We start from the raw sequence: 13,471 nt of genomic DNA on the forward strand, positions 1-13,471 counted from the left end.
ATCTTTTTGAGTTCGTGCAAAATAATTATGTATGCCCGTGAGGGCTTTTTTGTTAACGTAATGATTTACGATATCCTGCCGCTTGGGCGTCTGCTTCACTATTAAAATAAACAGCGTTGCTACTGTTCATATAGTAGCCAGCTTGACCAGGAACATGATAAATATGTGATTTTGAATTTCCGATAATTTGTTGACTTTCACCAGTGTATGTTTGTGTTGCTGCAGATTGATTCTGTGCTGCTTGTGCTTGTGCAGCTGAAGCTGCTGCTGCAGAATTAGCTGCCGCTTGAGATGACGCGGCGGCTGCCTGTGATACACTAGCTTCACTTGCAGCTTTTTGTGCAGCAGCTATTGAAGATTGTTCTGCTTCGGAACTAGCTTTGGCAGATGACACTGCTTCAGAACTGGCTCTGGCAGATGAAGAAGCTGCCGCGGAGCTAGCTTCTTCTGCAGCTTCTTTTTGAGCGGCTAAGTCAGCTTTTTTGTGTAATGTATTTTTGGCCGTTCCATCAGCATAATTAATAATTGCGTTTGAACTGTCATTATTTAGGTAAACTACTGTTGCACCGTCATTGCCATCTTCTTCACGGTATGATTTAAGACTAATCTTAACTTTCTCTCCAGAGTTAGAATAGCCTATGTAAGATAGGCGAATCTGTCGTGGCAAGAGTTCATTGCCACTATACATTGGTGTAACTTGATAATCTAAACGGCTTGATTTGTGGTGCTTAAGCCATTTTGTGAGACCTCTTTCATAATAAAGCATAGCTTTTTTGTTACTGGCATTCGATTTTTTAAGTGCGCCAGTATTTAGGTAAGCTGTCTCTGGAACTAAGTTTTTTGCTTCATCATTTAAACCGCTGAATTGATAGCCAATAAGATGTCCGCGATTGAATAGCCATGACTTACCAATAGATGCGTTGGCTTTTTTATATTTGAATTTATAATTGTGCCAACCAACAGGATCGTAGTTTAGTTTTGTCGCTTGTTGTGCAGTTGGTTCTTCAGCATAATTGAGCTGAATATGAGCATCAACCGCACGCTTTTGACTATCTTGATCAGCTAGAACAAGTTGTTTTTCGTTTTTGAAACTAAGAGGATGCTGCTCAGCACCACTTAGTTTGTCCTTCTGATAACTATCAGCAGCAACACCCAAAGCAGGGTATATCGTACTAGTGGCAACCACTAACACTGCACTGATAGTTACTTTTTTTAGTAACTTTAACATAATAAATTCTCTCCCGAACAGTTTAGCGTGGATATTTGGCACGTATTGAACAATCATTTTTTAGTATTATTAAAAAGTAGGAACAAATTTTTTATTTTTAAGCGTGAGTTACCATACTTTTTTAATTATAATACTTCTAAAGTATGACATGCAAATATACTTGTACAGACCAGTTGTTCGATATGTAAACTTAAAACATTTATATCATAAAAGGCATTGACGGAACTTGAAATGCTGATATAATAAATTTGTAAGCGTTTTCTTATGTTGAGGATTCGTTTACACATCAATAATTTTCTGACAACGAGTCAAATGCTCCTTAAATATGTATGCTGAAATGTGTACAATAAATAAGATGTGGTCACGGAAAACCATATCTTATTTTTTCAATATTTATGTTTTTCAAGTTTAATTTATTATGTTTTGATGATATAATTTAAACTGGTTATGACCTACGATAGTTTCGAAAATATCATGATGTAAAATTACCAATTTTATTTCAAAGTACTATTGTGGGGCATTACTGTCTGGACCATTAGCTCAGTTGGTTAGAGCAAACGGCTCATAACCGTTCGGTCGTTGGTTCGAGTCCAACATGGTCCATCTATTTACTTTAATTTTAGTAGGAGTTTGTCTTCAAATTGTCTTTCTGATATGGATTCTTTAATAGGCACCAATCAATAAAAACGAAATAGGCTAAGAACAACCAAACGGAGTATTTTGGTTGTTTTTATTTGCTACTATGTTTAAGTGAAAGGAGGATATGCTAATGAGTCGAGATATTGATTACGATATACTGAGAAAAAATCAGCAAGAAAACCGTGCTAATGCTTATTTGAATAAAGGCTTGCGATTATTTGGTGCTGCGCCTATGGTAACTATGGGGGTAGCCACTAAAGGTTATATGACCGAGAGTGGTTTTTATTCAGACAAGCATTGATAATAGGGAAAAAAAGTCAGCCAGGTTAGTTTCTGGTTGGTTTTTATTTTCACAAAAAGTAGATGATGAATTAAGTCTAAAGCATATTAAACATCAAGATTAATCCAAAAATGAGAACTAGCCACTAAAAGCGTATAATATGAAGTAAGTGAGAAGGAGGATAGATGATGTCAGACATATTTTTAAAAAAGCTACGCAATATTATTGGATTTGACGCTATTGTGTCAATTATTTTTGGTGCTCTGATACTTTTTTGGCCAACGCACAGTGCTTCAGTAGTAGCCGCTTTGATTGGGTTAGCTTTTATTGCGATAGGTATATCGCACATAGCATCCGTATTCGATAGAAAAGATGAAGACGGTTGGGCTCGTGTGGGTAACTTGGTTATTGGGGCTGTCTACTTTATCGCTGGCGTATTTACCTTTATAAACCTGTATGCAGCAACTACCTACTTGTTTATAATTGTCGGCTTGCTTGTTGGTATGACATGGATACTCGAAGGAATTATTGAATTTGGGTCACTGAAGTATTACACACAAAAAGGGTGGGCGATGTTTTCAGCTCTCATCAGTATTATTGGTGGAATCGCGTTATTGTTTGCGCCTTTGCTTAGTGCAATCTTCCTTTGGCAATTACTTGGGGCCTCTTTACTGGTACTAGGTATTATTAAACTGTTGCATTTCTTTGCTTGGAAAAGGTAAAACTTATTTTCCAATTACAACGCCGTCTGCTTAGATTAATTCTGGACAGACGGTTTTGTGTTATAATCAAATCAATTTTAAATTATAAAGTCTTAAACAATTTGATTAGTGACTGATGTAACAGAAAATACTATATTTAAACATAAAAGATTGCGAGGAAATTTACTTTGGCAGAAACCAAAACAGCAACAAAAAAGAAAAAAGCGGCACCACGGAAGAAATCTAAAATCAAGAAAAATCTAGTTATTGTTGAAAGTCCATCGAAAGCAAAAACAATTGAAAAGTATTTAGGTCGCAACTATAAAGTAGTTGCTAGCCTTGGTCATATACGTGATCTGCCTAAATCCACCTTAGGTGTTGATGTCGAAAACGATTATGATCCTAAGTATATTAATATTCGTGGAAAAGGCGATGTTATTAAGGGATTACGCAAGGAAGCAAAAGCCGCAAAAGCCGTTTATCTGGCTTCCGATCCGGATCGTGAAGGTGAAGCAATAGCTTGGCATTTGCAGCATATTTTGGATTTAAATCCTGAACAACCTAATCGAGTTGTTTTCAATGAAATCACAAAAGATACGATTAAAAATTCCTTTAAAACACCGCGTGTTATTAATCAAGATCTTGTTGATGCACAGCAAGCACGTCGTATTCTTGATCGATTAGTAGGTTATTCAATATCACCGATTCTTTGGAAAACCGTGAAGCGTGGGTTGTCGGCTGGCCGTGTGCAGTCTGTGGCCTTAGGCTTGATCATTGCGCGTGAACGTGAGATACAGGCTTTTCAGCCAGAAGAATATTGGACGCTAGATTCTATGTTTAAAAAGAATCGTACCAAATTCAAATCAATATTCTACGGATTTGATGGAAAAAAACAGCCATTGCCAGACAATGACAGTGTGCAAGATGTGTTGAAGCGGATTAACAAAGATGGTGATTTTGATATTGTTAAGGTGGATACGAAGCAACGCAAGCGCCAACCTCAACCACCATTTACGACGTCAACAATGCAACAAACAGCCAATACACAGTTAAAATTTAGAACGCGTAAAACAATGATGGCTGCACAGCAACTATATGAAGGTATTAATCTGGGTAAGGGGTTAGGTCAAGTAGGATTAATTACTTATATGCGTACAGATTCGACGCGTATTTCATCTGTTGCAAAGAATGCTGCAGCACAATTTATTCACGATACATGGGGTGAAGAATACTCACAGCATAAGCCAGTGCAAGGAAAGCTACAGGAGGGAGCTCAAGATGCCCATGAGGCCATACGACCATCTGATGTCAATCGGACGCCAGAGTCTATCAAAGATAAACTAACCCCTGATCAATTTAAGCTATACTCTTTGATCTGGTCCCGATTTGTTGCTAGCCAAATGACACCAGAAATTTTAGATACAATGGCTGTGACAATTGAACAAAACGGCGTTATCTTTAGAGCTAATGGTTCTAAAACAAATTTTGAAGGATTTACAAAGGCCTATCCAACAGCAAAAAAGAAAGATAATGTTTTGCCTTCGTTGAGCGAAGGGGACAAGGTGAGTTTGGCAAATACAGATCCTGAACAACACTTCACTTTGCCACCAGCACGCTATTCTGAAGCAACGCTAATTAAAGCCTTAGAGGAAAATGGCGTAGGGCGTCCATCAACTTACGCGCCAACTCTAGATACAATCCAACGGCGGAACTATGTTCGTATTGATGCTCGTAAGTTTGTGCCAACTGAACTGGGAGAAATTGTTCAAACGATTGTCGAAGAAAGTTTTCCTGACGTGACAAACATGAAGTTCACGGCTGCGGTTGAACATGAGCTAGATGAGGTCGAAACGGGTAACAAGCACTGGGTACCAGTCATTGATTCATTCTTTAAACCCTTTCAAAAGGAAGTCGAGAAAGCTGAGACATCTCTTGAAAAGATTATTATGCATGATGAACTGGCGGGGATGGATTGCGAGGTTTGTGGTGCGCCCATGCTAGTCAAAATGGGTCGTTATGGCAAGTTCTATGCCTGTGCACGTTTCCCCGATTGTCGTAATACAAAAGCAATTGTTCAGGAAATCGGTTTGCTATGTCCAAAGTGCCATAAAGGACAAATTGTTCAGCGAAAAACTAAACGTGGACGAACGTTTTATGGTTGCCAAAGATATCCCGATTGTGACTTTGTAACTTGGGATAAACCTACGGAAAAGACATTAGCTGACGGTACAACACCAAAAGATGATGAGAAAAAAGAACCAGTCAAAAAATAAAAGCCACAATATAAAATTGTGGCTTTTATTTTAATTTGAATATTGATTTTTTGGGACGAAGATAAGAAAAACCTTCGCCAAGCTGTTCTTGCGTTGTAAATATGGAAACAAAAGCTTTTGGATCTACCTGATCAACAATGCGCCGGACTGTGCTGACTTCTGAAGGGTCAACTACGGCATAAACAACACGTTGATCTCGATGAGAGTAGCCTCCTTCAGCTTTAAGCAAACTAGTACCACGATCAAGTTCATCCATAATAGCATGTGACATTTCTTCTGGATACTGTGTAAAGATCATAAAGGACCTTGCATCATAAGCGCCGCGTTGCGTCATGCTAACAACTTGTGAAAATACAAATGAAGCAATCAGTGTGTACATCATGTGAACAATATCAATATAAACAAGTGATAACAGTAAAACACAGGCATCTAGGATAAACATTGTCCGTCCGATAGGAATGCTAAATTTTTGCTCTACAATACGAGCGACAACGTCACTGCCGCCTGATGTGCCACCAAAGCGGAATACAATACCTAAACCAAATCCGGCAATTATCCCGGCAATTATTCCAGCAATCAGCATATCATGATGAAGTGCAGGCGGAGTGGGCACAACTTGCCACAACCAAAGCCAAAATGATAGGGATGCAATGCCCCAAATAGTGTAAATCAGCGCACGACGCCCTAAAATACGATAGCCAATAAAAAGTAAAGGGACATTTAATAGTAAGTTAGTATAAGCAGGATTCCAATTAAAAAGTGCACGCAAAATTAGTGTGATACCAGAAATGCCACCTTCGGCTAAGTCATTAGGAATGTTAACATTAATTAACCCCCAGCCATACATTCCAGTACCAATTGCAATCATAATTAAGTCTCTAATAGAAATACGTTCTAGATTAGTTGTTTCCATAGTCAAAACCTCGTAATATCTCGTAAAATTAATCATACCATATATATGGTAGGAAATTTATCGCTTTATTTGATATAATAGTTAGTGATTAGAGGTTAATATGGCAGATTATAATAATTATAAACGACCACAATTTTATAAAAAAAAGCATCCAGTACGTAATTTTTTTATCGTGCTTGTAATTTTAATTGTTGTAGCGTTGAGTATTTTTATCTACATGAATTATTCAACAGCACAAAAAACAACCACACCAATTGAACAGAAAACTAGTACAAACAGTACAATCGAAGAAAATTCTGATTCAACATCTGAAGATAGCAGTTCTTCGGATGAAAGTGAATCAAGTGATTCTGAGTCATCGTCAAGTGAATCAAGCTCGTCGTCATCTTCAAGTAGCTCAAGTTCATCATCTTCAAGCAGTTCAAGTAGTGCCGCTGATTCAGCGCAATTAAAGGGCAAAAAGATTAGTGAAGCTATTGCATGGGCTAAAGAAAATAGGCGTACTTATTCATGGAACATTACATCAGGTGGAAATGATGCCGTTGTGACGCAGATTACAGATGATGGACAGAATATTAGTTTTACAGCATCAGCTGATCAATAATGGTTAAGAAGTTACTAACAATCGCTGGCTCTGATTCACTTTCAGGTGGTGGAATTCAGGCTGATTTAGCTACATTTAATGAATTTGGATACTTTGGGTTAAGTGTGATCACAAGTATTGTGACCGTAACAAACGACAATTTTAAAATTTATCCAACTGATTTAAAAATTATTCAAGCACAACTTGATTCAACGTTAGCATCAGATGATATTGCTGCGATTAAAGTTGGCTTACTGCCCACAGTTGACATTATTGATCTAGTTGCTGAGTATTTAAAAAAAGTCGATGTACCTGTTATTGTTGATCCCGTGATGGTGTTCAAAGAAACGGATAGTACAAATACTGATTTTTTGGTACAAGAAATAAAAAATCAGTTATTACCATTAGCCACAGTCGCAACTCCAAATCTAGATGAGGCACAATTATTGTCTGGTTTAACGATTCAGAGTGTAGACGATATGAAAGCTGCAGCAAAAGTTATTGGTAGTTTTGGAGTCGAGAGTGTTGTAGTTAAAAGTGGCGCGCGACTCGCTGGTAATCAAACATTCGATCTTTTGTTTCACAATAACAACTATACAATATTTGAACAGAAAAAAGTGATGTCACATATCCCCATGAACAACGGCGCTGGCTGTACTTTTTCATCCAGCATTGCAGCTAACATCGTAACGTCCAGTGTTACGGATGCTGTAGCGGATGCAAAAGCATTTGTACTTGCGGGCATTGAAAATGGTGTGATAATAAATGAAAATTTTGAAGTAGGCAATGTCTGGCAGGCCGCTAGGCGTCTGCGTAACAACTAAAGTAAAAGCGACAGATCAACATCTGTTGCTTTTTATATGTTAAAGGCACATGTGAAATGGTAATCATAGACGAATTGATACAATATCGACGCACGCTGAGGTCGATGGATCGCAGTTTATTAAATCAAATGTTAGATAATGTTCAAGTTGCTGCATTCTTTGAAACTAGTGATAAAAAAAGCACAATGTATGCGTTTGGACAAAAAAAAATATGGTCAAAAATGCCAGATAAAACAGATTCGATTGTTTTTGGTGCCAGCTCTTTTGATGATCAGTTAGAAGCAGGAATCATGAAGGGTTTTTGGTTTGAGCCTGAATTTTTAGTTTTATTGCAAGATAATCAATTACTATCTAGTACTACAGCTATTGACGATTATTTAATGCAACTTAGTCAATTAAAAAAACCACAAGCACCGCAAATTATCGATGAAAGTGCTGAGACTGATTGGCAAGCAAGGGTGCAGACTTTAATTAATGAGTTGAGTGTTAATCGAAGTTTAAAAAAGGTGGTTTTTAGTCGGCAACAGCAAATAACCTTATCAGCAAAATTGGTTTTGTCTAAAGTTATACCAGCACTGCAAAAACAGCAAGATGTTTATCATGCGGCCCTCAAAAGGGATACTGAACTATTTATAACTGCCACACCAGAGCGACTGGTTAAAATAAATGATAACCAAGTAGAAACAGCAGCTGTGGCCGGTACAATTCGTCGCGGACAGATAGACCTAGAAGATGTTAAACTGGGTAAAGAGTTATTGAATAGCGAAAAGAACAATCAAGAGCATCGTTATGTTGTGGATAATATTGTTCAGCAATTGGGTAGTTTAACTAATCAATTGCATGTGCCAAATAAGCCTTTCTTGTTGAAAAATAGGCAGGTTCAACATCTTTATACGCCAATCCAAGGCACATTAGCTACCAACATTTCTATTAAAGATGTTGTCGGAAAATTACATCCAACCCCAGCTTTGGGCGGTTTACCAAGAAAAAATGCCTTGGTATATATTCGTAATTATGAATTGCATCCCCGAGGATTATTTGCATCCCCAATAGGATATTTTACAAAAAATAATTTCGGAGAATTCGTTGTCGGTATTAGATCAATGTATGTTAATGGGCGAAATGCTCGTCTGTTTGCAGGCGCTGGTATTGTTGCTGAATCAGATAGCCAACAAGAATATTACGAAACAACTTTAAAGTTTCAACCAATGCTTGAGTTACTGGAGGAACTATCAAATGACGGACACACTAACTTTTAATACAAAGCACCTACTAGAGGCACTATTTGAAAGTGGCATTCGACATTTTATTGTGTCTCCTGGATCCAGAAGTACACCGATAGCATTACTTTTAGCAGAATACGCAGAACAAAATAATGAAATTAAATTATTTGTTGATGTTGATGAACGGTCAGCTGGCTTTTTTGCTTTAGGAATCGCCAAAACACTTTTAGAACCTGTTGTTCTGCTAGGAACATCTGGCACTGCAATTGCAGAGTATATGCCAGCAGTGGCTGAAGCGTATGCTGCGAACATACCATTAGTCGTATTATCGACTGATCGACCCCAAGAATTGCAGTTCAATGGGGCGCCACAGACTATACCGCAAAGCAATTTGTTTGGACAATTAACAAAGCAGGCAGTTTTAATACGTTTGCAAGATATGCACAGCGATGTGACAGAGTATATTGATTTCATAGTACAAAAAGTGGTTAACTTATCTATTACTGCACCACGTGGCCCTATTCAAATTAATTTACCACTTCGTAAGCCATTAATGCCTGTATTAGATCGCCAAGATGAGGTGCATGTTCAACGAGTAGTTTTTGACAAGCAATCCGTGCAATATCGTTTACCACCAATAACGGCAAAAAGATTATTAATATTGGCTGGTCCAAATGTTTTGAATAGTTATGACGATAGTTTGAAAAAGTTCGCTATTAAAAATAGTGTACCTGTCATTGCCGATGTTCTGAGTCAAAGCAGACACACATATACAATTCATGGCATAGATGTTTTACTTCAGGCACATAAGATTAATGCTGATTTGAAGCCTGATTTAGTTGTTCGGTTTGGTAAAACGCCAGTGTCTGCACGTGTATTACAGTGGCTAAAAGAGGAAAATATTTTAACTTGGCATGTTGATGAAGATGCTGGTGTAGATCATACAAGGCATATTGCACGAGCAATCAAGATGGCGCCACATGATTTCCTGGAAAGCATGCATTTGACGCTGTCTAAAAATCAGATTGATTTTAATCAAAAGTGGTTGTCTTTGCCTAAAGTAATAAAAACTCGTAACGAAATGAATATTATAACTGCTTTGGATGATGCTGTTCCAGATGACACGCATATTTTTGTGGCTAACAGTATGCCAATACGTGACATGGATAACTTTTTTACTGGAAACCATACGCAGCGCATTTATGCAAACCGTGGAGCTAACGGCATTGATGGTGTGATATCGAGTGCATTGGGCATGAGCGCAGTGGTTAAGCAGCGGAGTGTTTTGTTGACAGGTGATTTGACGCTGTTTCATGATATGAATGGTTTAATGATGGCTAAAAACTATCAGTTACCGTTAGATATTATCGTAATTAATAACAACGGTGGGGGCATTTTCTCATTTCTACCACAGGCCGGTGCGCCAAAGTATTTTGAACAATTATTTGGCACGCCGTTAAATATAGACATTAAAAAAATCGCTGATTTATATGATATAGACTATCATCAATTGAATGTTCCAGAAGCATTAAGCCAAATTCTACAGACACCTTCAAAAACGACAAGACTGATTGAATATAAAAGTGATCGTCAGAGGAATAGAGATGACCATCGTGAAGTATTGGAGATGTTAAAATGATTATTGACGTCAATAATTATCCTTATCAGGCTTACCTGACGAAAAATAATGATGAAAATCAAAAGTGGCTATTATTACATGGCTTTATGGGCTCTCATTGTGATTTTAATCATATTATTGATCATTTACCGGGACAAGTACTGACTTTGGACTTACTGGGGTTTGGTGGTCATACAACGTCGGTTGAAGTTACCAGATTTGAAATGGCTCATCAAATACAAGATTTAGCGATTATATTGAATCAATTGCACTGGAAAAATATTAACCTACTAGGCTACTCGATGGGCGGTCGGTTAGCTTTAGGCTTTACCAAGGTGCACAGTGAGTTGGTAAAACGATTATACTTAGAGAGCACAACTGCTGGACTGAAGACTGCTCAAGAACGTCATGAACGGCGTGTTTCTGATTACAAAAAGGCTGAAAAAATCCAGCAAAACTTTGAAACATTTGTTACGGACTGGGAGCAGATGCCACTATTTGCTACACAACAACATGTTAGTCCAGAGCAAAAGAAGTTTATGCATCAACAACGGATAAATCAGAATCCAATCAACGTTGCGAACTCACTCCGATATATGGGTAGTGGTGTGCAACCAAATTATTGGCCTTGTTTGCAATCATTACATACACCCACACAAGTTATTGTAGGAGAACAAGATATTAAATTTAACCTTATTGCCGAAGAAATGACAAACTTACTGCCAAATGCCAAAATAAGCATAGTGCCCAATGCTGGACATAATGCGCATTTTGAGCAACCAGCAGCATTTATTGAGGTACTCGATGTATCAAATTAAAAAAATAACTTTAATACCTATTGCACTGACTATGTTGCAAGCCTTTGAAACTGCGCATCACACCATTAGCGAACGACCATTAACTATTGTCACCGTTGAACTATTGAACGAAGATAGTGGTGAGATAGCTGTAGGTTATGGTGAAGTTCAGTCGTTTGCAGACTTCTCGTATACGCTTGAAAATCAATCTGTCAGTCGAGAAATTTTAAAAACAGTTTTGTTACCACAAATTCGAAGATTCTCTTTTAGTAATCCCCAATCGTTTTCGATACGTTTGAATCAACTGACGCCATTTGCTTCATTCGCTAAGGCAGGTTTAGAAATGGCTGTTTGGGACGCGATTGGTAAACTAACGCATCAATCTCTACAACAAATGATTCATGGCCAAGGGGGAACAGTTCCAGTCGGAATCGCTGTCGGTATGGCAGATAGTATTGATGAAGCATTAACGCAAGGATATCAGAGAATTAAGCTTAAAATTGATGCTCATGTAGTTGACTTTGAAAATTTGAACCGGCTGTTAAAAAAATATCCTGAACAACAATTTTCAATTGATGCAAACAGTAGCTTTACAGATGAAAATATTGCACAAATTAACAGGTTACCTGAAAATGTTGGGTTCATTGAACAACCACTTGGTGAAAATGATTTTGTACAGCATGCGGTACTCCAAGCTCATACAAGTAAAATCATTAGTTTAGACGAATCAATTAATAATCTTAACGATGTTGCTACGATGTTGAAATGTCGTTCGGCGAAAGCTTTGACAATTAAACAGGGCAAGATTGGTGGTATTTCCAACGCTTTGACGGCTATTCAACTTGTTGATAAGCCATGGGTTGGCGGCATGCTAACTAGTGGTTTAGGTAGAAGCGTCGATATAGCAATTAGTAGTTTACCTAAAATTGCTTTCCCAGGAGATATTTCAGATAGCAGGCGCTATTTTGAACGTGATATTATTGAGGAACGTTTACGCGTGAGTAATGGGATTATATCAGTGCCAAGGAATTACGGCATTGGCGTGACAGTAGATTTAAATGCGATTTCAGATCTGCAAACGGAACAAATGTTTACAATTACTGATTAAAAACGAGGTTATTATGGAAACGAACTATGCGCAACAAATGCTTGATGCTCTCTCAAGTGGGCAACTAGATGATGCAAAAAAATTTTTTGCACAATCATTACGAAAAGATAGTGATGATTTAATTTATAGTTTAGCTGAGGAGTTATATGCTCTTGGGTTTTTGAACCAGTCACGTCGTGCCTATAAAAAATTATTAGAAAAATACCCTGATGAGGATGAACTTCGTACGGCATTAGCTGATATTGCGATAGAAGATGGTGAGATTGATGAAGCGCAAGACTATTTAGCGCAAATTAAGCCTGATTCACCTTCATACTTACAGGCTTTACTCGTTAAGGCAGATGTCTATCAGTCTGAGGGATTAACGGAATCTGCAGAACACAGTCTATTGCAGGCAGAAAGAATATCCCCAGATGAAGATGTGATTCAATTTGCCTTAGCTGAATTTTATTATGCTAATCAAAGTTATCCCAAGGCGATTCCACGCTATCGTGCGTTGTTGAAAAAAGGCAAACGAGAAATTAGTCGAGTTGATATTGTAGCGCGTATTGGTATGGCGTATGCTCAAGTGGGTAATTATGAGCATGCGGTTGGTTATTTAGAACAAATTAAACCAGAACAAATGACATTAGATACACGATTCCAATTGGCAGTTCTGTATCAAGAAAACAAACGAACCCGAGAAGCGATTGATTTGTTTAATGGTGTATTGGAAGTGGACCCTAAATATACGTCTATTTATCCGATATTGGGACAAGCGTATGAACAAGAACAACAACTTGAGGACGCTTACCGAGTTTATCAAGAAGGATTAGCTCAAGATGAGACCAATACAGTATTATATCGTCTAGCAGGGTTGGCAGCAGAAAAACTTGGAGATGATGCTAAAGCTAAAGCATATTATCAAAATGCTTTGGCGTTAGATGATACAGATGTGACGTCAATAATTATTTTGTCTGCTTTGCTATTAAAGCAACGAGAATTCGAAGCAGACATTCAGTTGTTAGAGAAACATATTCAAGAAGATGTTATTGATCCTGAATTTTACTGGCATTTGGCGCGCGCCTATTATCAGGAAGGCAAGGAAGATCAAGCTACTAAATATTGGGAAATGGCTTTACCCTTTTTCCAAGAGAATACTTCATTTTTGCGTGATATTATTGATTGGTACCATGAAGAAGGTGAACGTCAAGGTGAGATTGATATGATGGTCAGATATTTAAATATCGAACCAGAAGATGCTGATATGCAAATGCGATTAGAAAATGCAAAATATTAAAGATA

At 37.8% G+C, this 13,471-nt stretch carries 12 protein-coding genes and 1 tRNA gene; 11 read left to right on the forward strand and 2 right to left on the reverse strand.

The genetic code is table 11. The features are described from left to right. Positions 1-52: 52 nt before the first annotated feature. Positions 53-1,228: a DNA/RNA non-specific endonuclease gene (locus tag RHP56_RS03670; protein WP_102753601.1), complete on the reverse strand. Its 1,176-nt coding sequence runs from the start codon at positions 1,226-1,228 to the stop codon at positions 53-55. Positions 1,229-1,757: 529 nt separating this feature from the next. On the opposite strand from RHP56_RS03670, the gene RHP56_RS03675 reads away from it, so the two are divergent. The 4 genes from RHP56_RS03675 (at position 1,758) to topA (ending at position 5,121) form a co-directional block, all read left to right on the forward strand. Beyond that, positions 1,758-1,831, forward strand: a tRNA-Ile gene (locus tag RHP56_RS03675). A gap of 166 nt (positions 1,832-1,997) precedes the next feature. Further along, positions 1,998-2,168 carry a hypothetical protein gene (locus RHP56_RS03680; protein WP_171030165.1) on the forward strand — a complete coding sequence of 57 codons (171 nt, stop codon included), beginning with the start codon at positions 1,998-2,000 and terminating at the stop codon, positions 2,166-2,168. Positions 2,169-2,335: 167 nt separating this feature from the next. Next, positions 2,336-2,869 carry an HdeD family acid-resistance protein gene (locus RHP56_RS03685; RefSeq protein WP_038534120.1) on the forward strand — a complete coding sequence of 178 codons (534 nt, stop codon included), beginning with the start codon at positions 2,336-2,338 and terminating at the stop codon, positions 2,867-2,869. A gap of 167 nt (positions 2,870-3,036) precedes the next feature. Continuing rightward, entirely contained in the window at positions 3,037-5,121 is a 2,085-nt protein-coding gene (gene topA / locus RHP56_RS03690) for a type I DNA topoisomerase (RefSeq protein ID WP_011679534.1), read from the forward strand. 25 nt (positions 5,122-5,146) lie between these two features. Here topA and RHP56_RS03695 read toward each other — a convergent pair whose 3' ends face one another. Beyond that, positions 5,147-6,034 carry a YitT family protein gene (locus tag RHP56_RS03695; RefSeq protein WP_011679535.1) on the reverse strand — a complete coding sequence of 296 codons (888 nt, stop codon included), beginning with the start codon at positions 6,032-6,034 and terminating at the stop codon, positions 5,147-5,149. A 100-nt stretch (positions 6,035-6,134) separates the two neighbouring features. Here RHP56_RS03695 and RHP56_RS03700 point away from each other — a divergent pair, with 100 nt between their 5' ends. The 7 genes from RHP56_RS03700 (at position 6,135) to RHP56_RS03730 (ending at position 13,466) form a co-directional block, all read left to right on the forward strand. Then, positions 6,135-6,638 (forward strand): hypothetical protein, encoded by a 504-nt coding sequence (locus RHP56_RS03700; protein ID WP_011679536.1) that lies wholly within the window; start codon positions 6,135-6,137, stop codon positions 6,636-6,638. Continuing rightward, the gene (locus tag RHP56_RS03705) at positions 6,638-7,441 is read left to right on the forward strand and encodes a bifunctional hydroxymethylpyrimidine kinase/phosphomethylpyrimidine kinase (protein WP_102753318.1); all 804 of its coding nucleotides are present in this window, start codon (positions 6,638-6,640) and stop codon (positions 7,439-7,441) included. Before RHP56_RS03700 ends, RHP56_RS03705 begins: the two co-directional genes overlap by 1 nt. A 104-nt stretch (positions 7,442-7,545) precedes the next feature. Next, the gene (locus tag RHP56_RS03710; RefSeq protein ID WP_102753317.1) at positions 7,546-8,700 is read left to right on the forward strand and encodes an isochorismate synthase; all 1,155 of its coding nucleotides are present in this window, start codon (positions 7,546-7,548) and stop codon (positions 8,698-8,700) included. Then, positions 8,678-10,303, forward strand: coding sequence for a 2-succinyl-5-enolpyruvyl-6-hydroxy-3-cyclohexene-1-carboxylic-acid synthase (gene menD / locus RHP56_RS03715; RefSeq protein ID WP_102753316.1), 1,626 nt, complete (start codon positions 8,678-8,680; stop codon positions 10,301-10,303). Before RHP56_RS03710 ends, menD begins: the two co-directional genes overlap by 23 nt. Further along, complete coding sequence (gene menH / locus RHP56_RS03720; protein ID WP_011679540.1) at positions 10,300-11,100, forward strand: 2-succinyl-6-hydroxy-2,4-cyclohexadiene-1-carboxylate synthase; 801 nt, start codon at positions 10,300-10,302, stop codon at positions 11,098-11,100. Before menD ends, menH begins: the two co-directional genes overlap by 4 nt. Continuing rightward, positions 11,087-12,187: an o-succinylbenzoate synthase gene (gene menC, locus RHP56_RS03725; protein WP_102753315.1), complete on the forward strand. Its 1,101-nt coding sequence runs from the start codon at positions 11,087-11,089 to the stop codon at positions 12,185-12,187. Before menH ends, menC begins: the two co-directional genes overlap by 14 nt. Before the next feature lie 13 nt (positions 12,188-12,200). Then, the gene (locus RHP56_RS03730) at positions 12,201-13,466 is read left to right on the forward strand and encodes a tetratricopeptide repeat protein (RefSeq protein WP_014324526.1); all 1,266 of its coding nucleotides are present in this window, start codon (positions 12,201-12,203) and stop codon (positions 13,464-13,466) included. Positions 13,467-13,471 lie beyond the last annotated feature (5 nt).

The organism is Leuconostoc sp. C5, assembly GCF_056530425.1.